The sequence below is a fragment of the Polaromonas sp. CG_23.6 genome (genome assembly GCF_029892315.1).
In the GTDB taxonomy this organism is placed as follows: domain Bacteria; phylum Pseudomonadota; class Gammaproteobacteria; order Burkholderiales; family Burkholderiaceae_C; genus Polaromonas.
Genome location: NZ_JARXUY010000001.1, coordinates 3938406 through 3963285, shown reverse-complemented (window position 1 = coordinate 3963285; position 24880 = coordinate 3938406). Strand labels below are relative to the sequence as shown.

Genomic DNA, 24880 nt, shown 5'->3' with positions numbered 1-24880 from the left:
ATTGGCGAACAAGGTGTGCGCCGCGATGGCGCAGATGGGTTTTTCCATCAGGCTGACCACGCAAACCACGGGCCAGATCACGCCCTCCAGCCCGGTTCAAGACAACGGCCCATCGACGGAGCAAACGCACCAGCCGGCATGACGCAGGCCTCCATTGCGATGGCGCCTGCCATCACTGCGTCGCTGCTGGCGGGTGTGCTGGAGTCGGCCATGGACGCCATCATCACGGTGAATGCGCAGCACGAAATCATCCTGTTCAATCCGTCGGCCGAAAAGATGTTCGGCTGGCCCCGGCAGGAAGTTCTGCAGCAGCCGCTTGAAAAGTTGATTCCAGGAAACTTTCGTCACAACCCTGTGGGTTCACCCGATCAGTTCGCGGGCACTGGCGCGGCGTACGGATACGGGGTCGGCCTGGGCACGGTCATGTATGGGCTGAGGGCCAATGGCGACGAGTTTCCGATCGAGGTCTCGATCTCGCAAGTCGATACGCCTGAAGGTATGCTTCGCACTGCAATTGTCCGGGACGTTACCGAATTGCATGCCTCGCAGACGCAATTGAGACTGCTTGAAACCAGTATTTCTCACCTGAACGATGTGGTGGTCATCACCGACGCCGAACCGCTGGGTGAGCCAGGGCCGCGCATCGTTTTTGTGAATGCCGCGTTTGAGCGCCACACCGGCTACCGACGCGAAGAAGTGATAGGGAAGACGCCGCGCCTGCTGCAGGGCCCATTGACGCAACGCAGCGAACTGGACCGTATCGGCGTTGCGCTCGGAAAGTGGCAGCCGGTCCGGGCCGAACTGATCAATTACACCAAAAGTGGAGAGGTTTTCTGGGTAGAAATTGACATCGTTCCCGTGGCCGATGCCAAGGGTCATTTCACACACTGGGTTTCGGTGCAGCGCAACGTGACCGAGCGCAAGCGGGCTGAAGAGGCGCTGGTGGACAGCGAAAGGCGCTATGCCGCGCTGTTTGCCTCTGCGCCGCTGCCGATGTGGGTGTTCGACCCCTGCGGCAGCCAGCTTTTGAAGGTCAACCAGGCGGCCATTGATGACTATGGCTATTCCGAAGCCGAGTTCATGGCGATGACGCTGTCAGACATCCAAGGTGGTACCGAGCTGATGTGCCTGCCTCAGCAGGGAGCCGAAGCAGTCCAGAAGCGCCAGGCGTCGTCCCGGCATCGGCGCAAGGACGGTTCGCAGTTTTGCGTTGATGTGGTGGCGCGGCCGATCCAGTTTGGCGGCCAGCCGGCGTGTTTTTTGGTGGCGCTGGACACCACGGCCCGGGTCAGGGCCGAAGCGAAAGTGCGCGATCAGTTGTTCACCCTGCAGCGAGCCGCCGACGCCGCCCAGGCGATCACCGTGCACCTGACGATCGACGGCATAGTGCAGGAACTGGCGGACCAGGCACGCGGTGTGATCGGCACGCACCAGGCCGCTGTCAGTCTTGCCGTTGACGGCAACTGGACCCAGGCGGTGCATGCACTGTCGCTGTCCGGCGACTATTCAGCGTACCGCAGCGAGTTGCCGCTGGCCCAGGGCAGCAGCATCTACAACCGTGGCACCAACCGCACCCGTTCAGTGCGGCTGACACAGGCCGAGGTGCAGGCGCATCCCGGCTGGTGCCAGGTCGGCAGCCCTGCAGACAGGAACCGCATGATGGGCGGCTGGCTGGCTGTTCCCCTGACCGGCCGTGATGGCCGTCATATCGGCGTTCTTCAGCTGTCTGGAAAGTACGAGGGCGATTTCACCCAGCAAGACGAGTACGTGGCGACAGAAATGGCACAGTTGTCGTGTATTGCCGTAGAGAATGCCGGCCTGATGCACGAAGTCAGCCAGCTCAACATCGGGCTGGAAAAAAAGGTTGCCGAACGCACGGCCGCGCTGGCGCGCCAAGAGGCCCTGTTCCGCGCCCTGGCAGAGCAGGCGCCGCAGATCATCTGGACCACCGACCCGAATGGCCATGTCAACTACATGAACCATGCATGGTTCGACCTGATGGGTGGCACGCTGCACGACTGGACAGGCGGAAAGTGGCTCTCCGTCCTGCACCCTGAAGACATTGCCACCCTGAAGCAAAACTGGACGCTGGCCCACGCCGGCCATCTGCCTTTTTCCGGCATCCGGCGCTGGCTGTGCCAGGACGGCAGCGTTCACACCATGGCTTACCGGGTTTCCCCGGTGCTTGACGAACACGGTGCGGTCGCCTTCTGGGTCGGCATCGATGCCGATGTGACCGAGTTCAAGCAGATCGAGGAAACCCTGCGCCGGTCCAACGACGAACTGGAAGCCTTTTCCTATTCGGTGTCGCATGATCTGCGCACGCCGCTGAGCACCATCAAAGGCTTCGGCTCGCTGCTGGCCAAGCAGTTGACGGGTGACAACAATGAAAAGGTCCAGCATTACCTGACCCGTATCCAGCAAGGTGTGACGCAAATGGGCAGCCTGATCGAGGATTTGCTGTCGTTGGCACGGGTGACGCGAACCCCCCTGAGCTACCAGCAGGTCGATCTGTCCGCCATGGCGCAGCGTATTCTGGACGAGTGGCAAGCGCGCCAGCCGGAGCGCGTGGTCATAACCCAGGTCGAAACTGCACTGCTGGCCCAAGCGGACAAACCGTTGCTGAGGGTGGTCATGGAAAACCTGTTGGGCAATGCGTGGAAATTCAGCGTCCTGCAGGCCGAGGCCCGGATCAGTGTCGGGCAGCAACTGGACGCCGCCGGTCAGCCGGTGTTCTTCGTCCGTGACAACGGCGCCGGATTTGACATGGCGCATGCTGAAAAGCTGTTCCTTCCTTTTGAGCGCCTGCATTCGTCCCCGGAATTTCCTGGATCCGGCATCGGGCTGGCTACCGTCAGCCGCATCATCGAACACCACGGTGGCCGCCTGTGGGCCGAAGCCACGCCCGGGCTGGGGGCGACGTTTTACTTCACGTTGCCGCTGCAGGCGCTCACTGCCTGAGCAGCAGATTGCCGGGTTCAGCCATCTTGGCCCAAGCGGGCAGGGGATAGGCCTTCAGACGCGCATCACGTTCGGCCCGGGGCAGCGCGGCCAGATCCCTGACGGCGCCATAGAAACGTTGCCAGTCGCGGCCTTCATGTTCAAACAAGGCTTCGAAAGCGGGCACTCCTTCGTCATACGCCGCCTGGGCGCCGAAGGACGCGTTATTGGCGCGCGCCACCCACGGGTCGTAACCGGCATAACCGTCCCACGAGGCGCGGAGTTGTGCATAGTCGGCCCTGAAATGCGCCAGTGCTATCGTTTTAAGAGCTAGTTGCGCCCGTGGGTCTTGCGCAGAAGCCTTATTTGATTCATAAATGGCGGTCAATTCCCTGCGCGTGGCTGCCGTCAGTGCACGGAACTGCCGGCGGCGACCGTCAAAGCGCTGGTACGCCTGGCGGGCTTCGTCGCTTCCCCCGCCTGCCGGCGTATCCAGCCAGTGCTGCACGCCCAGCCGCTCGACAGCCGTGGCAAACGATTCGTTGAACCCGGTGTCGCCGGGCGCGTAGACCACCTGGTGCGCCAATTCATGGAACACCAGCCGCGCCAGTTCACCGTCGGGGTAGTTGATGAAGGTACTCAGCAGCGGGTCACCGCCGGCCCAGTTCATCCAGCCCAGCGTGGAATAGGCCGGCACGCCATAGACGCTGGTTTCCAGTCCCTCGGCAGCCAGCCGGTCTGCTTCGGCACGGGCCTCGGCTTCGCTGAAATATCCCCGGTAGCCGACGCAGCCGGCCACCGGAAAACACCAGGTCTTGAGCGTCAGCGACAGCGCGGGCGCCGCCACCACGTTCCAGACGACGGCGCTGCGGTGCAGGTCGGCATAACGCTGGTAGCTCGGGTTGTCGGGCAGCCCGAGATCGGTCACGGCGAAGCGGCGGATGCGCTGCGCCAGGGCCAGCCGGTTTTTAAGCGGCGCTGGCGTCTGTTGGTCACCCAGCCAGTCGTTCACGGGACGGGCGGCATGGAGCATTGTCAGGTGGCCGTTGACCGACTGCCAGTAATAACCCAGGTTGGCGCAGCCTGTCAGGCTGACCCCTGCCAGGGCAGCCGCCAACAGCTTCTTGTGTCCTGTCCAGGCCATGCAGGGGTTTCCGTTCAATCCGCCTGAACCTGCACCAGGCAGTCGTAGAACACCGGCCCGCCCCCCAGGTCGGTCAGGCGCTGGCTGGTCAGCTGGTTGACGTTGGTGCCGCCCAGGCCCAACTTGCGCCACCAGATGCCCAGGCCAACGACCACGCCGGGCCGGGCGCGCAGCGAGACTTCGGCCTTGACGCGGTAGTCGCCGCGCGCATTGAACACCCGCACCGTGCTGCCGTTGGCAATGCCGCGTGCGGCAGCATCGTCCGGGTGCATTTCCAGCAGCGGCTCGCCTTCCATGGCGCGCAGGGTCTTGACATTGGCGAAGGTCGAATTCATGAAGTTGCGTGCCGGCGGCGAGATCATGGCCAATGGAAACTCGCTGGACGTGCCTGCTGCTTCGTAATTTGGCACATGGTCGGGCAGGCCGTCCAGACCCTGCGCGGCCAGCCGTTCGCTGAAGAACTCGCATCGGCCCGATGGCGTGGGAAAACCGCCTTCGGCAAACGGCGCGTCCGGCAGCGGCAAGGTGGCAAAGCCCTGGTCCAGCAGCGTCTGGAAAGCCACCTGGTCACCAAATGCCGCACGGCACAGCGTTTCGTCGTCGTCCAGAAAGCAGGGATCGGCATAACCCATACGCGCGGCGAGTTCGCGAAAAATCTGCGTGTTGGGCTTGCTCTCACCCTGCGGCGCAATCGCCGGGCGGTTCAGCAACACGTCGGTGTGGCCGAAGGTGGTGTGGATGTCCCAGTGCTCCAGCTGCGTTGTCGCCGGCAGGATGAAATCGGCCTGGTCGGCAGTGTCGGTCTGGAACTGCTCCAGCACGACGGTGAACAGGTCGTCCTGCGCAAAGCCGCGCACGACCTGACCGGAGTCAGGCGCGACAGCCACCGGGTTGCTGTTGTAGATGATCAACGCCTCGATCTTCGGGCCGAAGGCGGGTGAGCTGGCGCGCAGCAGATCGTCGCCGATGGTGCTCATGTTGAGCGTGCGCGGCGTGCGTCCGGCCAGCAGGTCGGGCCGTTGCAGCGCCGCCCGGTCCACCGGGAAAACGCCCGAACTGCTCATCAGCAGGCCGCCGGCCCGGTGCCGCCAGGCGCCGGTCAACGCTGGCAGGCAGGCCACGGCGCGCACCGCGTTGCCGCCGCCGCGCACCCGCTGCATGCCGTAGTTCAGGCGAATCGCCGCTGGCTGTTTTTCCACAAAGCACTGGCCATAGTCGCGCGCCAGGGAGCGAATCTGTTCGGCCGGTACGCCGCACACGCTGGCGGCGCGCTCGGGGCTCCACTGCAGCGCTCGCTCGCGCAGCGCTGGCCAGCCCAGCGTGTGGCGGGCGATGTAGTCGTGGTCCAGCCACTCATGGGTGATCAGCTCGTGCATCAGCGCCAGCGCCAGCGCTGCATCGGTTCCTGGCAGCAGGGCGATGTGCTCATGGCATTTTTCAGCCGTTTCACTCAAGCGCGGATCGATGCAGATGAGTTTTGCGCCGTTTCGCTTGGCCACTTGCGCATAGCGCCAGAAGTGCAGGTTGCTGCCAATCGAATTGCTGCCCCAGATGATGATGAGTTTTGATTCGGCAAAGAACTCCACCCGCATCCCGACCTTGCCGCCCAGCGTTTGCGTCAAGCCTTCAGTGCCGGCAGCGGCGCAGATGGTGCGGTCGAGCAGCGACGCGCCCAGCCGGTTGAAAAACCGCCCTGCCATGGCTTCGCCTTGCACCTGGCCCATGGTGCCGCAGTAGCTGTAAGGAAGAATGGCTTCCGGATTTCGCGCGGCAATGGCGCTCAATCGTTCGGCAATCTCGCCCAGGGCGGTATCCCAGCTGACCGGCTCGAACTGCCCGCTGCCTTTCGGGCCGGTGCGTCTGAGGGGCTGGAGCAGCCGTTCGGCATGGTAGGTTCGCTCGGTGTAGCGCGACACTTTGTTGCACAGCACGCCGCCGGTCTGCGGATGGTCAGGGTTGCCTTGCACGCGTGTGGCCACGCCGTTTTCCACGGTGGTCAGCAGTGAGCAGGTGTCAGGGCAGTCGTGCGGGCAGGCGCCGCGGATTTTCAACACAACAGGGGGACGGGTCTGGATTGGTGCAGCATGCAGCGTGGCCATGGGGGTTAAAAAGCTCATGCCCGAACTTTATAACCAATTGTCCTGGCGATGTGCAATTTGCACTGAACCGGCATTCGGCACCTGTTATAAATACCTCTTCGCAAGGCAGTATGAAGAAAGTTTTTGATACATTAGTTACCAATTTAATACAAATTGGAAAAATCCCGTGATGCTTACTCGCAGAAAATTTTCCATCGGCACCGGCGCAGTGCTGGTGGCAGGAGTCAACAGCGCTCGCGCCCAGTCCAATGGCAAGATCATCCTCGGGCAATCGGCGGCTTTCACCGGACCCGCTGCTCAACTGGGTATCCAGTTCAATCAGGGCGCGCAGGTGTATTTCGACCAAGTCAATGCACAGGGCGGCGTTGGTCGGCAGCAGATCGAGCTGCGCAAGCTGGACGACGGCTACGAACCCGCGCGCTGCGTTGAAAACACCAAAAAATTCATTGCCGACGATGTGTTCGCGCTGTTCGGTTACATCGGAACGCCAACCAGCCTCATGGCGCTGCCAATTGCAATCAAGGAAAAAATTCCCTTTGTCGCGCCGTTCACTGGCGCCATGGGCCTGCGCGAACCGTTCAGCCGCTATGCCTTTCATGTGCGGGCATCGTACAACGACGAAACCGAGTTGATTGTGAAACAGCTGACCACCCTGGGGCTGAAGAAAATTGCCGTTTTCTACCAGAACGATGCCTACGGCAAGGCCGGCCTGGAGGGTGTTCACCTGGCGCTGGGGCGCCTGAGCCTCAAGCCGGTGGCCCAAGCCACGGTGGAGCGCAATTCGGTCGATGTGGGACAAGCCGTCAAGACGCTGGTTGCGGCCCAGCCCGATGCGGTGGTGCAGATCGGCGCCTACAAGGCCTGCGCGGCCTTTATCCGCGAGGCCCGCAAGGCCGGCTACGGCGGCACCTTTTACAACGTGTCGTTTGTCGGCACGCAGGCACTGGCTGACGACTTGGGCAAGGACGGTGCGGGCGTGGTGGTGTCGCAGGTCGTGCCGTCGCCCTACAACCCTGCGCGTCCGATTGCGCGTGAATTCGCCGACGCGGTGAAAGCCGTGGGCAGCAAAGAGGTGCAGGCCAACTTTTCCAGCATGGAAGGCTACCTGGCCGCCAAGGTGTTCGTCGATGGCCTCAAGCGGGCCGGAGGCAAACCGACCCGCGAATCGCTGATCACTGGCCTGGAGAACATCGGCAGTCAGTCCTTTGGCGGTTTTTCGGTGTCGTTCGGGCCCGGTAACCATGTGGCGTCGCGCTTTGTCGAGCTTTCGATGCTGACCGGCGACGGCCGCGTGCGGACCTGAAGTGCCCCCTGGGTGGTGCACGAAAAGCCTGACGTGTTCAGGCTTTTTTTGGGGCCGATGATCCGCCATTGCCGATCTGGCGAGTCAGTTATGCTTGAAAGCCGATCCCGCTAGCATGCTTTTGCCTTTTCCATTGATGCCTCTTTCTTTTTCAAGCCTGTTTTCGCTCGTTCGCCTGATGCGGCCGCACCAATGGGTCAAGAACATTTTTGTACTGGCAGGACTGGTGTTCAGCCAGAGCTGGGACGTCATCACCCTGGACCTTGCGGTCTTGCGCGCCTTCGCGGCCTTTTGCTGTGCTTCAAGCATGGTGTATATCCTGAACGACTGGCATGACCGCGCCAGCGACGCCCTGCATCCGGTCAAGCGCAAGCGGCCGCTGGCCAGCGGCGCGGTGACGGCGGTTCCTGCAATGTTGCTGGCCGCCACGCTGCTGGCCGCAGGCGTTTTGCTGGCGGCCGGCAATTACACGCTTTTGCTGCTGTTGGCACTGTATGCGGTGTTGAACATGGCGTATTCATGGCGCCTGAAGCAAGTCCCGGTGGTCGACGTGGCCATCATTGCGGCCGGCTTCATGCTCCGGCTGCTGGCCGGCACGGTGGCGGTCGGGATCGCGCCTTCGCGCTGGCTGCTGCTGACCGGGATTTTCATGACGCTGTATCTCGGTTTTTGCAAGCGCAAGGCCGAAAGCTTCCACGAAGAAGCCAGCCAGAGAACGGTGATGGCAGGCTACCCGCCAGCGTTGATCGATACCTTTATCGCCACCACCATGACGGCGACGCTGACCACCTACAGCCTGTTTGCCACCAGCTCCGAGGCGCAGTTGCAGCACAGTGAGCGGCTGCTCTACACCGTGCCAGTGGTTGTTTTTGCGCTGCTGCGCTACACCTACCAGGTGCATCGCGGCCAAGGCGAAGATGTGGCGCGCGACCTGCTGCGCGACGCCTGGCTGCTGGGTGCCGGCGCGTTGTGGCTGCTGATTTTCCTGAGCCACCGGTTTTGACGGCGGACAGGCAGCGTCCCGAGTCAAGCACTTCGCCATTGCGTCCCCGGTTCAAGCTGCCAGTGAAGCAGCTGCTGCTGGTGCTGGGGCTGGTGGCCACGGTGTATGCGACGGCGCTGCTGGTGTGGGGCGAGAGCCCGCGCATGTCGCTGGCCCGCCTGTGGTCGCTGAACGGCTTGCAGGCGGCCAGTCTGTGCATGCTGAACTACGGATTGCGCGGCCTGCGCTGGCGCTTCTGGATGGCGCATTACGGACGCCACTTTGGCCTGTTGCCAGGGCTGCGGTTGTACCTGGCTGGCTATGCGTTCACGCCCACACCCGGCAATGTTGGCGAGGCTGTCAGGGGTCTGGTGCTGGCGCGTGAACCCCTGAGCGTGCGGCAAAGCCTGGCCCTCTTTGGCGCCGAACGCCTGGCCGACCTGCTGTGCCTGCTGCTGCTGTGCCTGCCTGCGGTTGCCTGGGCATGGAACCAAGGCGTGATTCAGCGGATGCCGGGTTGGGTGGCATGGCTGCTGATGGGCGGGGCAGTTGTGGCCATGCTGGCGGTGGTTGCGCTGTTTTGGCTGCGGCGGGGCGGGCTGCAGCTGCCAGGCTGGCTGCACGACGCTTGGACCTGCCTGCGCCAGCGGCCGCTGGTCTGGTTCAGCCTGACGCTGTCTGCCTGGTTTGCGCAGGGCGTGGCAGTCTGGCTGGTCTGCAGCGACATGGGCCTGTCGCTGGGGCTGGCGACGGCGACCGGTTTCTATGCCGTGGCCATGGTCGGCGGCGCTTTGTCGGCGCTGCCGGCGGGTCTGGGCGGTACCGAGGCCGTTCTGACCGGCCTGCTGGTGGCCTACGGTGCAACAGCAGGCAGCGCGCTGGGCATGACCGTCATGGTCCGGCTGCTGACGCTGTGGCTGGCCGTGGCCCTGGGTGTGCTGGCCTTGCTTTATAGTGCGGCCATCGCCCGGGACATCAGTTTTCGCTAGCTGCTTTCCGTTTCATTTTTTTCTCTTTTGACTGCGCTGCGGCTCGTCATCGCCAGCCATTTATCTGCTGCGCGCCTGCCGCCGGCCTGCAGTTTTCCCGCTGTTTATCCGACCCTTGACCATGTCCCACCACCCTGTCACTGCTTCTTCCCCGCAGGCGGTTTCCGCTACGCTGATCCGCTGGCTGCTGGTGGCCGGACTGGCGTCGCTGCTGCTGCGTTTCTGGATTGCCGCCACCTTTCCGATGTCCGGCGACGAGGCGTTTTTCTACTGGTGGGGTGTTTACCCCGACTGGGGCTACTCCGACCATCCGCCGATGGTCGGCTGGCTGATTGCGTTCATGCGCGCCACCCTGGGTGACAGCATGGTGTCGATTCGTCTGCCGGCGGTGCTGCTGCCGCTGGCGCTGGGCGCGGCGCTGTGGTGGGCGCTGGCGCCGCTGGACCGGGTGCGGGCTGCCTGGGCGGTGTTGCTGTTCTGGCTGGCGCCGCTGAACTGGCTCTACGCCATCATCACCACCGACACGCCGCTGATTTTCTGGTCCATGCTGTCGGTGGCCGCGTTGATGCGGGCCGAGCAGCGCATCCGGCTGGACCGCGCTGCCTACGGGTTGTACGGCCTGTCCGGCGTGTTCCTGGGCTGTGCTTTTTTGTCGAAGTATTTCTCGGTGGTGCTGGGGCTGACCTACCTGTTGTATTTTTTGAGGTATCGCCGTGAGCGGCTTGCGGGCCTGGCGTTGCTGGTGGCCTGTGCCTTGCCTGGCCCGGCGATCAACATTGCCTACAACATGTCGCACGGCTGGTCGAACATCATGTTCAACGTCTACAACCGCAACCAGGACGCAGCATTCGAATGGCGAAAGCCGCTGATGTATGTCGGCATGATGGTTTACCTTGCCACGCCGGTGGCCGTCTGGCTGGCCGTGAAGCACCGCCAGGCGCTCGGTGCCAGCGCCCGTTCCCACCGCCTGCTGGCCTGCCTGGTGGTCGTTCCCCTGCTGTTTTTCCTGTTGCTGTCGGCGAAAAAAGTCATTGGGCTGCACTGGGTACTGTCGTTTTACCCCTTCGGTTTTGCCTGGTTGGCGTTTGCGCTGCCGGCTGACCGCCTCAAGACCTGCGCCAAGGGCCTGGCGCTGTTTGCTGGCCTGCATGTGGTGGGGGTCGCCGGCCTGTACCTGACGACGCTGGACACCTGGCACAGCGCAAAAATTTATCCGCAAATCGTTCGCAGCGTCAAGACCGCCGAAATCCTCCAGCAGGCCGACCGCCCGGACGCGGTGCTGATGGCTGATTCGTATACCGCCGCGTCAATCTACGGTTTCGAGCGCCGCCAGTACATGCCGGTGTTCGGCGTGGGCCGGTTCCATGCGCGGCAGGACGACATGCTGGTGGATTTTTCGCTCTACCAGGGCCGCGCTGTGCGAATCCTCACGCCCGACCCGCCTGATCTGCAAGCCTTCGAGCCCTACTTTGACAGCGTTGCCGTGCAGAGTTTTATCCAGGACGGCGTGACCTTCTATGTGGTCGAAGGCAGCGGATTCAACTACCCCGCCTACCGCCAGGGGGTGCTGGGCGAGGCCTTCCGTCAGTTCTACAACATACCCGCCTGGCTGCCCATGTCCGGTTGCCCGTTCTGTGAGCGCTACTGCGGCCAGGTGCGCTGCCCGCGCTAAGGTTGCCGACCCAAACCATGGCTTGGGTCATGATCGGTAAATAATAGTAAAAAAGGTATTTTTCGCAAGCAGGACGTGTGTTGACAGCTATTAAAAAAAGAGCTGCTTGCTGAGCTTCTTTAAATCGCAGGATCTGCGTTTCAGTCCTGTAGTTCCACCCGGGCCATGTCGATGTTCAGCCGCTCCACTGCATCAAGCGCTTTGCAGGCTGCAGCCTGTTCGTAAAGCCGAGTGGCCTCTGTCATCCGCTTGTCGCCTTCGAGCATGACCATGCCGTTGGCATATTCGGTCATGGCGATGGCCGACCCGGGGTTGATCTTGAGCGCTTCCCTGAACAGTGCCATGCTTGTGTCCTTGCGCGCGCCGTAAGTCATGCTGCCGATCAGCAAACCGACCTTGTCAATGACCTCGGCATGAAAGGTGGCCAGCGCAATGTGTGCATCGGCGTGCCGGGGCGCGAGTTGCAGGGTCTGCTCCAGTGCGGTCTTGACCTTGCTGTCCAGTCCCTGCGCCAGCGCTTTTGCCACACTGATGCCTTGGCTGTAGCGCCCCAAGGCATAAGCTTGCGCATACCAGGCGTTAGGATTTTTCGGGTCTGCCGACTGCAGCGCCTCAGCCCTTTGCGCCACCTCCAGAAACAGGTCGAGCTTGGATTTTTCCTTGTTTTCCAGGTAATTGGCGTAGATGCAGGTCGCCTTGTTGGCCACCGTGATGCCGTCACCGGCGGCTTTCAGCCCAGCTGCGTTTGCCTTCTGGAATTCACCGTTGTGGAACAGCACCCAGGCCTTGAGCACCGCTGCATCCATGGGTAGCGATTCACAGTCGCCTTGGTGCAGTCGAGTCCAGCTTTGCGTCAGGCTGGCTGTGTCAAAGGCATAGGCGCCGGGGTAGGGAAAAGGGTTCCATTTGTCCATGAACTTGTCTCCTTGACTCATTTTTATGCAATCTGGTGGCCCGTGCCAGCATAGTTCAGGCTGACAGGTTTTCCGGACTTTTGCAGGTGACCTCCTGGCTTTGCAAGTGGCTTTTCTGGGCAGGCTCCAGACAGGGTATCAGCAGGCTGAGGACATGGTGCGCGCCGCGTATCCGGGCCGATTTGGCATTCTTGGGTTGCATAGCATGGCGCAGATGGCGCACATATTCAAAGCTCGGCCAGTAAGTCAACAGCTCCACCACCATACTGGTGGATGTTGCGTCGAATTCGCGGGGTTAATGGCTATTGCACCAGCATGGCTCATGGCCCCAAACATGGTTCTGACGGGACCTGCCATCACTGGCATTGATCAATTCATTGAGCGCATGCTCGCAGCGGTCTAACAGCGAATTGATCAGTTCGTGCTTGGCGGGGTATGGTAATAAAGATCGCCTGAGCTGAAGCCGAGTTTGGCGGAGATCAGGGTGGTCAAAGCATTGGATTCGCCAAACCGGTTGAACATTTCAAATGTGACCTCAGGAAACATTCAGTCGTGCTGAGAAGGCATTTTTATCACCCCGTTTCTCCAGGTTCAATTTGTTTGCAAACTCTAACTCAGCAGCATTACCGAAGTGCACAAGGAAACTGCATGCAGGGTATTAAAGAGGAGAAGAATTCGCTCAATCTGTGCAGAAGCGAAAAGGGTACAAACCAGAAGGAAGCCTTTGACAACCGTGTCCGCACGGAGCTTTTGACGAATTATTTCGTTGCCAAGCGCCAGCAGGTTGATCGGCAAGCCACTAATCAAGAAACAGTATTTTGATCTGTAGTGCAAAGTCGACTGACATAGCCAATCGCCACCAATTCAATAAGTATTGATGGCAGGTATAACCTCTACGATTTGCTTGGCAACAAGCCTGCGCTCAATTCGCCGCACTATCAAAAACAGCTAAAAACCAGTCTCATTATTACGAGTGAACCGTCTCACAAAAGTGTTTTGACAATCTAGGCATGGCAAAAATTTGAGGACGTCTAATCAGTGCAAAACTGAATTTTCGAGACAATACCGAACTTGACCTGAATGGACATTGCAAAGCAAGTGCTGCACACGCTGATATCCAGCATATACAAGTGCGCGGCGCACACTTGCCATTGCTTGCTCACTGGTCGGTTTTCGCCAAGCGCTTAGAAACGCCAAGTATCAAAAACTCCTAGAACCATCAAATATCAACGAACTAAAAGCTGCGCGTAGAGTTGGTTCTTGGATCGCTTCAAACACCAGCAGATATGGAAAAGCTGATGTATTAACTTTTGATCAAAAATTCCTGTTTGTCTTGGCCGGCCGACATTTTAGCGCTCAACCAAGCTGGCGACTTGCCGCGACCGGTCCATGTCTTTCCGCTCTCGGGGTCTTGGTATTTGGGGGCGACAACATTGCGTTTGTCTCCCGAAATCCGCTTAATAGCCCCTTTCCCCGCAAGCCCCAAATCAGAGGCGGTCAGATCATAATTTTTGATCAATTCTTTAGCTGCCGTGACAGCTTCGGCACGCTCGCCTTTTCGTTCAAAATCCTGTTGTTTCCTTAAATCGTTTAGCTTGGCTTCGAATTCATTGATTTGTTGCTGTAGCTCATTTGATTTCTGCATGAAAAGAGGTCTCCTTGAAAAGAAAGTAATGTTAATCGATTATTTAGACAAAAATTAACTGAATATCTTAGGGCTTTAAATTTTATCGAAGCGCATATTTCTTATAAATTGTTAGAAACAACTTTAGCTTTATTGCTTGGATCTGTTAGGCCTTACTAGAGATTTTGCTGCATCTAAAAAATAATTTCATCTGGACTATCACAAAAATATGCGTATGCAAGATTAAGTTTTGTAAAGTTTTGAGAGAATTTGATGCTTGCAATTTATCCAATGATTGGTGGCTATTTGCCGATATGTGTCGATATGGTGTTTTTATTTAAAAGGGCGTGACATCAGACACCAAAAAAAGTTACTGCTCTTGGTCTGCCAAGCAAATGAGCGCTATAGCTTCTGCATTTTTGGTTCCAAATCGCAAGGTTCAAGTCTGGAGCTTGCTGATTAGCAAAAAACTGTCCAAAGTAGAATGGGGAATTTGAGATCGGAGACAGGAAAAAATGCAAGATGCCCCGAAACGTGTCAGCACTGTTCAAAATGAAGTCGGTCTGTTGGATTTATTGGTTACTTTGGCTGAAAACATCAAATTGCTGGTTGTCGGTCCGTTGATTGTGGGGATATGTGCCTTGGGTGTCAGTTTTCTGCTTCCGCAAACTTTTCAAAGTGTGGCGGTTCTTCAGGCTGATCAAGCCACTGCCAGCTTGATGACCACGGCAACTGTTCTAGATCCAGTCATTGCCTCTCTTGGTTTGGCAAAAGACGTCACCGTCGAAGAAGCGCGTACCAAATTACGCGAGCAAACTAAAACGAATGTAGGGCGAGTCGATAAATTACTCACGCTGACTGTTTCTGCCCACACTGCGTCACAGGCGCAAGCAATTGGCTCTGCCTTGCTTCAGCAAACTTATGTTGAGAGTAGTCCCAAAGGCAGTGTTCGAGCACGACTCAGCATGCAACTGGAAGAAGCGAAAATTCGGCTCAAAAATGCCCAGGATGCATCAGTTGGCGTTCTAAAGCGCCTTGAATCCAATAGTTCGGGCACTACAGGCGGGATGGAATTGGCACGGGGCTATGCCGAGTTATTAAGTGCTACAGGCACAGCGCAAGGCCAAGTCAGTCTTTTGGAAGCTCAACTGGAAGGTCTAAGCAATGCGCAACTTGTGCAAGCACCAACTATGGCGCAGAAACCCAGCCAACCGAAGAAAGGGCTGATTGCCATAGGTGCTACGCTAGCGGCAGGTTTGATTTTGTTACTGTTCGTTTTTATCCGGCAAGGCTTTCTTGGCACCACACCAAGTCTGCAGAACTCCGAAAAAATCTTGCGTATTCGCAATTCTTTTGGCTTCAAATAGCTCATCGGCATCAAGTAATAAAACGATTGCAGGATTAAGTGCAAATCGATTTCTAAATTCCCGTATTTAAATAGTCCAGTAAATTTTTAGTACCCTCATGACAATTCTCATAACTGGCGGCGCAGGCTTTATCGGCGCAAACTTTGTACTGGACTGGCTAGTGCAAACGGATGAGCCCATCGTCAACCTGGACAAGTTGACCTACGCTGGCAATCTGGAAACACTGGCGAGTCTGCAAGGAGAGCCGCGCCACATTTTCGTGCAGGGCGACATTGGCGACAGCGCGTTGGTCGCCCGCCTTCTGGCTGAACACCGGCCCCGCGCCGTGCTGAATTTCGCTGCCGAAAGCCACGTAGACCGCTCCATCCACAGCCCCGAAGACTTTATCCAGACCAATATCGTCGGAACCTTCCGCCTGCTGGAAGCCGTGCGCGCCTACTGGAGCGGCCTGCAGGGCGAGGCCAAGGCAGCTTTCCGCTTCCTGCACGTCTCCACCGACGAGGTCTACGGCTCCTTGAGCGCTGCCGACCCCGCCTTCACCGAAACCCACCGCTACGAGCCCAACAGTCCGTACTCGGCCAGCAAGGCCGCCAGCGACCACCTGGTGCGTGCTTACCACCACACCTACGGCCTGCCGGTGCTGACCACCAATTGCTCAAACAACTACGGCCCGTACCACTTTCCGGAAAAGCTCATCCCGCTGATGATCGTCAACGCGCTGGCTGGCAAACCCCTGCCGGTGTATGGCGATGGCATGCAGGTGCGCGACTGGCTGTATGTGAAGGACCATTGCAGCGCCATTCGCCGCGTGCTGAAAGCCGGGCAACCGGGCGAGGTCTACAACGTCGGCGGCTGGAACGAAAAGCCCAACATCGAGATTGTCAACACCGTTTGCGCCTTGCTTGACGCGTCGCGCCCCAAGGCTGACGGCACAAGCTACAGCGCCCAGATCACCACCGTCAAGGACCGCCCCGGCCATGACCGCCGCTACGCCATCGACGCCAGCAAGATAGAGCGCGAACTGGGCTGGAAGCCCGTTGAAACGTTCGAGTCCGGCATCCGCAAAACCGTGCAGTGGTACTTGGCCAACCCGGAGTGGGTAGCCAATGTGCAAAGCGGCGCTTACCGCGACTGGGTGCAGACCCAGTACGCCAGCGCATGAAAATCCTGCTGTTTGGCAAGAACGGTCAGCTCGGCTGGGAACTTCAGCGCAGCCTGGCGCCACTGGGGGAACTCATTGCGCTGGACCGACACAGCCAGGACCTGTGTGGCGACTTGGGCAACCTGACAGGAATTGCTGACACGGTTCGCGCGCTACGCCCCGATGTAATCGTCAATGCCGCCGCCCATACGGCAGTAGACAAGGCTGAAAGCGAGCCCGAGCTGGCCCGCACAATCAACGCCCAGGCGCCTGGCGTGCTGGCACAAGAGGCGAACAAGCTGGGCGCCTGGCTGGTGCATTATTCGACCGACTACGTGTTCGATGGCAGCGGCAGCCGGCCCTGGGTAGAAACCGACCCGCCCGCACCGTTGGGCGTGTATGGCCGGACCAAGCGCGAAGGCGAGCAACTGGTGGTCGAACATTGCCGGCAGCATCTTCTGTTTCGCACCAGCTGGGTGTATGCCGCGCGCGGCGGCAACTTTGCCAAGACCATGCTGCGCCTGGCGCAAGAGCGCGAGCGCTTGACGGTGATCGACGACCAGTTCGGAAGCCCCACCGGCGCCGAGCTGATTGCCGATGTCACTGCCCACGCCATTCGGCAGGTACTGCTCCGCCCGCAGGACGCCGGGATCTACCATCTGGCCGCTCAAGGCGAAACAACCTGGAATCGCTATGCAAAACACGTGATTGCGCAGGCGCAGCGGGCGCAGAAAGCTATGAAAATAATAGCTGCTGAAGTCACCGTCGTGCCAACCAGCGCTTTTCCGACGCCAGCGCAGCGACCACTTAACTCGCGCCTCGATTGCACCCGGCTACAGACAGTTTTCGGTTTGACTCTGCCCACCTGGCAGCAGGGCGTGGACCGCATGCTGGCAGAAATCCTTTAAGACACCACAAGAAAACTACATCCTCATGACCCAACGCAAAGGCATCATCCTCGCCGGCGGCTCCGGCAGCCGGCTGCACCCGGCCACCCTCGCCATCAGCAAACAGTTGCTGCCGGTGTACGACAAGCCGATGATCTATTACCCGCTGAGCACCTTGATGCTGGCTGGCATTCGCGACGTGTTGGTCATCAGCACCCCGCAGGACACGCCGCGCTTTACGCAACTGCTGGGCGACGGCAGCCAGTGGGGGATGAATCTGCAATATGCTGTGCAGCCCAGCCCGGATGGTCTGGCACAGGCGTTCTTGATTGGCGAGCAGTTCGTCGGCAACGCCCCCAGCGCCTTGGTGCTGGGCGACAACCTGTTTTACGGCCACGACCTGGTCAACCTGCTTTCCAGCGCAGACAGCCAGGCCAGCGGTGCCACCGTATTTGCCTACCATGTGCACGACCCCGAACGCTACGGCGTCGTCGCCTTCGACAAGGCCGGCAAAGCCATCAGTATTGAAGAAAAGCCGCTCAAGCCCCAAAGCAACTTTGCCGTCACCGGCCTGTACTTCTACGACAACCAGGTGGTTGACATTGCCAAGGCCGTGAAACCCAGCGCGCGCGGCGAACTGGAAATCACCGCCGTCAACCAGGCCTACCTCGACCAGGGCTCGCTCAACGTGCAGATCATGCAGCGGGGTTACGCCTGGCTGGACACTGGCACGCACGACAGCCTGCTGGAAGCCGGCCAGTTCATCGCCACGCTGGAGCGCAGGCAAGGCCTGAAAATCGCCTGTCCCGAAGAAATCGCCTTTCGCAACGGTTTTATCACTGCAGAACAACTCGAAAAGCTGGCCCAGCCGCTGGCCAAAAACGGCTACGGCCAATATTTGCAGCGTCTATTAAGCGAGAGTGCTCCGTCATGATTCAAGGCCTGTTAACCAAGGCCCCTCGTCTGTCATCCCGGGCTTGACCCGGGATCCATGACCCTTAACCAAATCCGAACCCGCCCCGAATCCGCCCCATGCAAGTCACCCCCACAGCCATCCCCGACGTCCTCGTCATCGAACCCAAAGTGTTTGGCGACGCGCGCGGCTTCTTCTATGAAAGCTTTAACCAGAAAGCCTTCAACGAAGCTACCGGCCTGAATCTGAACTTTGTACAAGACAACCACAGCCGCAGCTGCAAGGGCGTGCTGCGCGGACTGCATTACCAAATCCAGCAACCCCAAGGCAAGCTCGTGCGCGTAGTGCGCGGGGCGGTGTTTGATGTGGCGGTGGACATCCGCAAGGCATCACCCACCTTCGGCCAGTGGGTCGGCATGGAACTGAGCGAAGAAAACCACAAACAACTCTGGATCCCCGCAGGCTTTGCGCACGGGTTCATGGTGACCAGCGAGTCGGCAGAATTTTTGTATAAGACTACCGACTACTACGCGCCCGCGCATGAGCGCTGCATTGCGTGGGATGACCCCAGTATTGCTATTGACTGGCGATTGAGACATTATGAAATTGACGTTCCTCAACTATCAGCCAAAGATCTTCAGGGTAGACGCTTGGACTTAACCTGAGGCTGCATAGTGTCGCTCAAACGCAATACCATTTGGAATCTCGTGGGAACAGGATTGCCTCTCTTGCTCGGTGCTGTAACCATTCCTTATCTACTGAAAAATATCGGTGTCGAAGCTTTTGGAATTCTTACGCTAGTTTGGGCGCTGATAGGCTACTTTAGCCTTTTTGACTTCGGTTTAGGTCGTGCCCTTACCCAGCAGGTCTCGGTAGCTAGGGGAAATCAGCAGAATTCGCATTTGCCAAGTTTGATAAAAACAGGCTTGTGGTTCACGGTAGTCACCGGGTTAGTAGGAGGCATTTTACTTGCTTTTCTGGCTAAACCGCTTGCTCTTCATTGGTTGAAAATTAGTATTGCTCTGCAACCGAATACCGTTCAGGCCTTACTTGTTGCGAGTATTGGAATTCCATTAACAACCGTTACCACCGGGTTCCGAGGTATTCTAGAAGGATTCGAAGACTTCAAGGGCGTCAATCTGTTACGTATCTGTCTGGGATCCGCAAATTTCGCTTTGCCGGCATTAAGCGTCATGTTTATCGGTACTTCGTTGGTGTGGATGGTGGCGAGTTTAATCATAGCGCGCCTGATCGTATTAGCTGCACATGCTTGGCTAGTCCACCTGAAAATGCCTGCAGGATGGATGTTCGCTAAGTTCAATAAGCAAGACATGCGGCCCCTCCTTTCGTTTGGCGCTTGGATGACCATCTCCAATATTATTAGTCCGCTAATGGTAACCGCAGACCGATTTATTATTTCAGGAGTACTTGGTGCCACTGTGGTCGCATATTACACGGTGCCTTTTGAATTGTTAATTCGTGTACTGATCGTGCCTGGCGCTTTAACTGCTGCATTATTTCCTCGGCTTGCTTCGCTCCTGACAACAAATATTCAAGAAGCTGATAGGTTGTATAAAAATAGCTTAAAAATAATTATAACAATTCTTGTTCCAACTTGCCTTATTATCGCGCTTGGATCAAAGTGGGGTATGGCGCTGTGGCTTGGACTAGATTTTGCAGAGCATTCCTGGAAAATTGTTGTAATTATGGCTATTGGATTAATTTTTAATGGAGTTGCAAGTGTGCCTTTCGCTGCTATTCAGGCAAAAGGTAGCGCTCATGCAACTGCCAAATTGCATTTACTTGAATTTGTTTTTTATGTTCCTTTGCTTTTTATTTGTCTTAAATACGCAGGGCTTATGGGTGCCGCTTTGGCTTGGACATCAAGAGTAATAGTCGATCTTTTTGCATTGCTTTATCTGGGTAAAAAAGTATTTTACTCAAGAATATAATTTATTATATTTAAATAATCAAAATAAGTACTGATAAGAAATTTTTTAAAAGATATAGTGGTCGATATAAAACTATTCGAAACTCAGTTATGGCTGCTAATTCTTTCGCCAAAATGGCTGAGTTTTTTGAATTTAGCGGAAAAACTTAGCAATCACTCGCCAAGACATAATTGTGGCGCACCAACTTGATACCTCTCTGCTAACAAAAGGCAATATTTTTTTAAGTCAATATGACTCAAATTTCTGGAAAATTTGGACTATGTTTGGTTCTATACGACCCACGCCATCTGCGTCCGTTAGTGAACCGCGTCCTGCAGTTACAGGCCAGTCTTGGTGCCGTGCTCGACGTACTGGCGCTGGTGGCATCGTCCAGCTCGTTGACGCCTGCTGCGGTGCGTGCGCTGTGCGAATCGCTGGGCCTGCGTCTGGACGATTGTCGCAAAGTTGACGACACCTACTTCGACTTCTCTTCCTATCGTGAGGCCAGTATGTACTTCTCTGAAAGAGGGCATGACGGTGTGCTGTATGTCAATGACACACTGATCCCCAAGCACGATAGCCCGCACCTGATGGCTGCGCTATGTAGCCGCATAAATATGGCCAAGGATGTTAATTTTGACTTTCCTCTGCTGATCGGCCCTTATTCTCAGAGTGAGTTTTCCTTTGGCGACGGTTCACTGGACCACTTCGTACCTACCTTCCTCTTTTACTTGAATGCGCCGGGAGTGAGGTGGTTCGTCCGTTTGCTTGCCGAAATGCCGATGATCCAGCGAGCCATTGAGCAGACCAATGCCGATTTGCTTGAGGTGGATGTACCGCTACTGCGGTTTTGCCAAGCACATGCGCTGCAGTTAAGGGGTCGCTACCTCACTGATGGCCTGGTCGACGCGCGTCTATGGCGCAAGCTGACCACGGCCTACTGCGAGCGCTTGCTTTCCGGACGGGTGCGTTCGGCCGGTGTGATCTGGTATGTGGCGGGTGGACTCGTTGGGCGCCTCCTCGTTCCAGTACAGGTGGGATGGAGCCGCGTGTTTAGTCGGCTACGGGCGCGAAAAGTGTCTAAATGATATTAAAGCGAAACGTTGGGTTTTATGCGGCAATTTTTCTGCCATCTGCGTTGTTTCTTGTGGCAAACCTGAGCTCGTTAGCCATAGGGGCAGCGCTAGCTGCTTTGCTGGCAATTGCGGCGTCGCTGCCTGTTAAAAGCGAGTTGTTAAATATTTACAAATCTGATCTGATCCTCTTGCTCCTTTGTGCTGGAATCATTATTGATCATCTCATATTCGCAGATATTGTTTTTTCAGTAAGTTTATGGAAGGCTATGACTTCCCTAGTTTTGTTATTTATTTTATTTTTTGGAGCAGTAGCTTTATCGATATCCTTCTTTGGTTCGAGTTCAAAAAATGTTAATACAGTTTGTTGGAGTGTATTTTTTTTGATGGGTTTTATATTAGTAGTATCTATTTCAAATATCTATCCGAGTAACATTTTTGGTGTTAATAAGGCTGTTTTTCCATTTTCTGAGCCGTCGCATTTTGCCCTCACATTCTTACCATTTTTAATGTTTGCGTGTGTGACCTCGAATGGCTGGCGCCGTTATGTAATCCTTTGCGCAAGCGTTATTTTGGCTTACTGGGTTCAGAATTTAACGATGATGGTCGGATGTTTTGTGGTTTTCTTGGTGTGTGTTCGTTTAATTTTTTTTCCCATTTTAATTGTTGTTATATTTGTCGCTGGCTCAGCGTTGGATTTGTCTTACTTTGGCGATCGCCTGGATTTTACTGATGAAACCACTAATCTTTCAACTTTGGTGTATTTGCAAGGATGGGAGCTTGTTAAGGAATCAATGCAGTTGACAAATTATTGGGGGTTTGGGTTTCAGCAACTAGGTCTGCAGCCAACTTCTGTTCCAACTGCAGAAGCTATTTATCGCCTTAGTGGAGGTGATTTGAACCAAAATGATGGGGGTTTTTTATTGGCAAAAGTGGTGTCAGAGTTTGGGATTTTAGGTGTGCTAATTATTGGAGGGCTTTCTTTATTTATAGGGAGGGTTGCAGTAAGATTGAGAGCTATAGCTAATGGATTGTATTCTACGCCTGCGTATACTTTTTCCTGTTGCGTGATAGTGACTTTTATGTTGGAAATATATGTTAGAGGAACAGGCTATTATTCTGGAACTATGATTTTATTTTTGATGTCGGTTCATTACTACTTCAGATATAATAAAATAAGGCGTTTAATGGATGTAATTGGATAAAAAATAGGAGTACAAATTGCCATGAGATTTAATCCGTCAAAAATAAAGACATATGGATTTTTGCAAATGCTATGGTTGATTTTTTGTCGTATCAATACCTTTATTTTTTTTAATGATTGTCGTTTGATTAGGTTGCCAATATTTTTGCGTGGGCGAGGTGCAATAATATTTGGAAAAAACTTCGTATGTGGCTATTTGGTGCGCCTTGATGCCTTTGGTAGTCGCGGGTGTATTCGTTTTGGAGAAAACGTTCAATTGAATGACTTTGTGCATATTGGTGCGCTGGAGAGTATTTCGATCGGGGATAACGTTTTGATTGGAAGCCGCGTCTTCATTAGCGATCACAATCACGGTAATTACCAAATGGAGGACGAAGCATCCGCGCCCGGAATCCCTCCCGCAGACCGCCCACTTTCATCACGGCCCGTCCGCATTGGCAATAATGTGTGGCTCGGCGAACAGGTCTGCATCCTGCCAGGCGTCACTGTTGGCGACGGTGCCATCGTAGGTGCTAACTCAGTTGTTACGCGCGACATCCCGCCGAACTCGATCTCAGCGGGCAATCCGGCACGCGTGATACGCGTGTTCGATGCAGAAACTAAAATATGGCGAAGAATATAAATCCGTTACGCATCGTTGTTTCGGCGGTCAATTTCACGGAGGGTGGGCCACTTACCGTGCTGCGTGAGTGCCTTGCATCTGCAATAGCCGCGCTACCAGCCGAATGGGAGGTGGTGGCCCTCGTTCATCGCGCTGATTTGATCCACGAACCGCGAGTCCGTCTGATATCAATTCCAAGTTCGAAGAAGTCCTGGTTTCATAGGCTGTACTGGGAATGGTTCGGGTTCAAGCGCATTTCTCGAGAAGTCAAACCTGCGCTATGGCTATCGCTGCACGACATCACGCCACGCGTATCGGTCACGCGCCAAGCTGTGTATTGCCATAACCCTTCGCCCTTTTATAGCATCGGGTTACGTGAGGCCCTAATGGAGCCAACGTTTTTCATGTTCAATCAGCTATACGCTTTTCTGTACCGCGTGTTTATCCGTCGCAACTACTGCGTTATCGTGCAGCAAGACTGGCTTCGGTCTGAGTTCATAAGGCGTATGGGGCAACTTCCGGTCGTTGTCGCTCACCCATCCATGCGGATTGACGAGCGCGCTTCCACCCCGACGCCAGGATCGACATTTGTCTTCATCTATCCCGCGCTGCCACGAGTTTTTAAAAATATCGAGACATTGTGCAAAGCTGTTCAGATACTGGCTTCTCGTGGCATTAGTGGCTTTGAGGTGCGGTTGACGCTTGATGGCAGCGAAAATCGATATTCCCGTTGGCTACTGAGCAAGTACGGAAAGACGGCGCAAGTCCGATTCATAGGCCGACAGACCAAAGATGAGATGGCTACGCAATACCGTGAGGCTTCCGCGGTGGTGTTTCCGAGTAAGCTGGAAACTTGGGGGTTGCCTATTACCGAAGCCAAAACACAACGGCGGCCGTTGCTTGTGGCCGACCTCCCATATGCGCGGGAAACCGTCGGAACCTACGACCTTGTGAGTTTCTTTCCAGCCGAATCCTCAGAAAGCCTAGCCGATCTCATGGAATCTATGGTGGCGCAAACATGGCAACCGACTGGAAATCACCATGCCAACCCTAAAGCTCCGTTTGCCGCTGACTGGGCGAGTTTGTGGGGCATTTTGATCGATGGCCTGACCTCTGTCCCGCAGAACAGCCTTGATCGAAATGACAAAGCAGGAAATATTTGATGGTGATTGAAGAAAAAAAACTGCGTATTGCGGTGTGCTTGGCCGCTTATAACGGCATGGCCTACATCGCGGAGCAAATTGAATCTATTTTCCTTCAGAGGAATGTTGATCTTCAGATATTCATCAGTGTGGATCAGTCAACAGACGGGACTGAAGATTGCCTTGCCGAATGGGCACTGTCCGAACCACGTTTGACATTGCTGCCTGTGGGTCAGCGTTTTGGTGGCGCGGGACCGAATTTTTTCCGTTTGCTGGCCGACGTGGAATTTTCAGATTTTGACTATGTCAGTCTTGCCGATCAGGACGATATATGGTTGCCCGACAAGCTGTTGCGGGCGCATCAGTTGCTTTCAACGACTAGTGCCGATGCCTATTCGAGCAATGTAATGGCATTTTGGCCCGATGGGCGCAAGCTGCTGATAGAAAAATCCCAACTCCAGGTTAAATGGGATTTCCTTTTTGAAGCTGCTGGGCCGGGCTGTACCTATGTCTTGCGCAAAGACTTGGCTTGTGCCATTCAGTCCTTGATTAGGCACCGCTGGTCTGAAGTCCGTCAGGTTGGCCTGCACGACTGGTTTGCCTATGCTTTTGCCCGTGCGAACGGTTACCGCTGGGTGATTGATGACTACGCGGGCATGCTGTACCGCCAGCACGCGAACAACCAGGTCGGCGTCAACAAAGGCTGGCGCGCTTGGCGCCACCGAGCGCGCAAGGTGCTGGGCGGCTGGGGCTTGGCGCAGTCGGCCTTAATTGCCGATCTGGTCGGTTTGGGCGACGACGCTTTCGTCAAGCGCTGGTCAGGCGGCGGAAGGGCTGGAGTGTTTTGGCTGGCTTGTCATGGCGGGCAATGCCGCCGGCGTGGGCGCGACAAGCTGCTATTTGCGCTGTCGTGCCTGGCCATGAGCCTGCTTGGCGGGCTTCGCTCGTGACGTC

Annotated in this window: 22 protein-coding genes and 1 pseudogene; 18 read left to right on the top strand and 5 right to left on the bottom strand. The window is 56.3% G+C overall.

Translation table 11 applies throughout. The annotated features are described in order from the left end of the window. Nucleotide 1: 1 nt before the first annotated feature. Together H4V98_RS18740 and H4V98_RS18735 are read left to right on the top strand one after the other, a co-directional pair. Nucleotides 2-142: a hypothetical protein gene (locus tag H4V98_RS18740; RefSeq protein WP_231376512.1), complete on the top strand. Its 141-nt coding sequence runs from the start codon at nt 2-4 to the stop codon at nt 140-142. Continuing rightward, nucleotides 139-2961: a PAS domain S-box protein gene (locus tag H4V98_RS18735; RefSeq protein WP_231376514.1), complete on the top strand. Its 2823-nt coding sequence runs from the start codon at nt 139-141 to the stop codon at nt 2959-2961. The genes H4V98_RS18740 and H4V98_RS18735 overlap by 4 nt, the downstream gene beginning before the upstream one ends. Here the strand turns inward: H4V98_RS18735 and H4V98_RS18730 are convergent. Beyond that, a complete protein-coding gene (locus tag H4V98_RS18730) occupies nt 2951-4084 on the bottom strand; it encodes an aminopeptidase (protein ID WP_196861971.1) in 1134 nt (377 codons plus the stop codon). The genes H4V98_RS18735 and H4V98_RS18730 overlap by 11 nt on opposite strands. A gap of 14 nt (nt 4085-4098) precedes the next feature. Continuing rightward, nucleotides 4099-6183, bottom strand: coding sequence for a molybdopterin oxidoreductase family protein (locus H4V98_RS18725; protein WP_196862196.1), 2085 nt, complete (start codon nt 6181-6183; stop codon nt 4099-4101). Nucleotides 6184-6352: 169 nt separating this feature from the next. Here H4V98_RS18725 and H4V98_RS18720 point away from each other — a divergent pair, with 169 nt between their 5' ends. From H4V98_RS18720 to H4V98_RS18705, 4 genes are all read left to right on the top strand, one after another. Beyond that, nucleotides 6353-7486, top strand: coding sequence for an ABC transporter substrate-binding protein (locus tag H4V98_RS18720; RefSeq protein ID WP_196861972.1), 1134 nt, complete (start codon nt 6353-6355; stop codon nt 7484-7486). 136 nt (nt 7487-7622) lie between these two features. Further along, nucleotides 7623-8489, top strand: a complete 867-nt coding sequence (locus H4V98_RS18715; RefSeq protein ID WP_196861973.1) for a decaprenyl-phosphate phosphoribosyltransferase — start codon at nt 7623-7625, stop codon at nt 8487-8489. Further along, the gene (locus H4V98_RS18710; RefSeq protein WP_196861974.1) at nt 8486-9457 is read left to right on the top strand and encodes a lysylphosphatidylglycerol synthase transmembrane domain-containing protein; all 972 of its coding nucleotides are present in this window, start codon (nt 8486-8488) and stop codon (nt 9455-9457) included. The genes H4V98_RS18715 and H4V98_RS18710 overlap by 4 nt, the downstream gene beginning before the upstream one ends. A 121-nt stretch (nt 9458-9578) precedes the next feature. Then, nucleotides 9579-11129: a glycosyltransferase family 39 protein gene (locus tag H4V98_RS18705; RefSeq protein ID WP_196861975.1), complete on the top strand. Its 1551-nt coding sequence runs from the start codon at nt 9579-9581 to the stop codon at nt 11127-11129. A 140-nt stretch (nt 11130-11269) separates the two neighbouring features. Here H4V98_RS18705 and H4V98_RS18700 read toward each other — a convergent pair whose 3' ends face one another. Further along, the gene (locus H4V98_RS18700; RefSeq protein ID WP_196861976.1) at nt 11270-12043 is read right to left on the bottom strand and encodes a hypothetical protein; all 774 of its coding nucleotides are present in this window, start codon (nt 12041-12043) and stop codon (nt 11270-11272) included. Between the two features lie 55 nt (nt 12044-12098). After that, nucleotides 12099-12589, bottom strand: a pseudogene (locus tag H4V98_RS18695) (TetR/AcrR family transcriptional regulator). A 102-nt stretch (nt 12590-12691) separates the two neighbouring features. On the opposite strand from H4V98_RS18695, the gene H4V98_RS18690 reads away from it, so the two are divergent. Further along, nucleotides 12692-12865: a hypothetical protein gene (locus H4V98_RS18690; RefSeq protein WP_196861977.1), complete on the top strand. Its 174-nt coding sequence runs from the start codon at nt 12692-12694 to the stop codon at nt 12863-12865. Nucleotides 12866-13346: 481 nt separating this feature from the next. On the opposite strand, the gene H4V98_RS18685 is transcribed toward H4V98_RS18690, so the two are convergent. Further along, nucleotides 13347-13688 (bottom strand): H-NS histone family protein, encoded by a 342-nt coding sequence (locus H4V98_RS18685; RefSeq protein ID WP_196861978.1) that lies wholly within the window; start codon nt 13686-13688, stop codon nt 13347-13349. Nucleotides 13689-14182: 494 nt separating this feature from the next. Between H4V98_RS18685 and H4V98_RS18680 the strand changes: the two genes are divergently transcribed. From H4V98_RS18680 to H4V98_RS18630, 11 genes are all read left to right on the top strand, one after another. Beyond that, a complete protein-coding gene (locus H4V98_RS18680; protein ID WP_280757830.1) occupies nt 14183-15034 on the top strand; it encodes a Wzz/FepE/Etk N-terminal domain-containing protein in 852 nt (283 codons plus the stop codon). A gap of 97 nt (nt 15035-15131) precedes the next feature. Beyond that, nucleotides 15132-16196, top strand: coding sequence for a dTDP-glucose 4,6-dehydratase (gene rfbB / locus H4V98_RS18675; protein ID WP_280757829.1), 1065 nt, complete (start codon nt 15132-15134; stop codon nt 16194-16196). Beyond that, nucleotides 16193-17083 (top strand): dTDP-4-dehydrorhamnose reductase, encoded by an 891-nt coding sequence (gene rfbD, locus H4V98_RS18670; RefSeq protein ID WP_280757828.1) that lies wholly within the window; start codon nt 16193-16195, stop codon nt 17081-17083. Before rfbB ends, rfbD begins: the two co-directional genes overlap by 4 nt. A 25-nt stretch (nt 17084-17108) precedes the next feature. Further along, nucleotides 17109-17996, top strand: a complete 888-nt coding sequence (rfbA, locus tag H4V98_RS18665; RefSeq protein WP_280757827.1) for a glucose-1-phosphate thymidylyltransferase RfbA — start codon at nt 17109-17111, stop codon at nt 17994-17996. 98 nt (nt 17997-18094) lie between these two features. Next, on the top strand, nt 18095-18640 hold the full coding sequence (gene rfbC / locus H4V98_RS18660; RefSeq protein WP_280757826.1) for a dTDP-4-dehydrorhamnose 3,5-epimerase: 546 nt from the start codon (nt 18095-18097) through the stop codon (nt 18638-18640). Between the two features lie 9 nt (nt 18641-18649). Further along, on the top strand, nt 18650-19927 hold the full coding sequence (locus tag H4V98_RS18655; RefSeq protein WP_280757825.1) for a flippase: 1278 nt from the start codon (nt 18650-18652) through the stop codon (nt 19925-19927). A gap of 230 nt (nt 19928-20157) precedes the next feature. Next, nucleotides 20158-20994, top strand: coding sequence for a hypothetical protein (locus H4V98_RS18650; protein WP_280757824.1), 837 nt, complete (start codon nt 20158-20160; stop codon nt 20992-20994). Next, entirely contained in the window at nt 20991-22184 is a 1194-nt protein-coding gene (locus H4V98_RS18645) for a hypothetical protein (RefSeq protein WP_280757823.1), read from the top strand. The genes H4V98_RS18650 and H4V98_RS18645 overlap by 4 nt, the downstream gene beginning before the upstream one ends. A 21-nt stretch (nt 22185-22205) precedes the next feature. After that, on the top strand, nt 22206-22805 hold the full coding sequence (locus tag H4V98_RS18640) for a DapH/DapD/GlmU-related protein (protein ID WP_280757822.1): 600 nt from the start codon (nt 22206-22208) through the stop codon (nt 22803-22805). Then, nucleotides 22790-23947, top strand: coding sequence for a glycosyltransferase (locus tag H4V98_RS18635; protein ID WP_280757821.1), 1158 nt, complete (start codon nt 22790-22792; stop codon nt 23945-23947). Before H4V98_RS18640 ends, H4V98_RS18635 begins: the two co-directional genes overlap by 16 nt. After that, the gene (locus tag H4V98_RS18630) at nt 23947-24876 is read left to right on the top strand and encodes a glycosyltransferase (protein ID WP_280757820.1); all 930 of its coding nucleotides are present in this window, start codon (nt 23947-23949) and stop codon (nt 24874-24876) included. Before H4V98_RS18635 ends, H4V98_RS18630 begins: the two co-directional genes overlap by 1 nt. Nucleotides 24877-24880 lie beyond the last annotated feature (4 nt).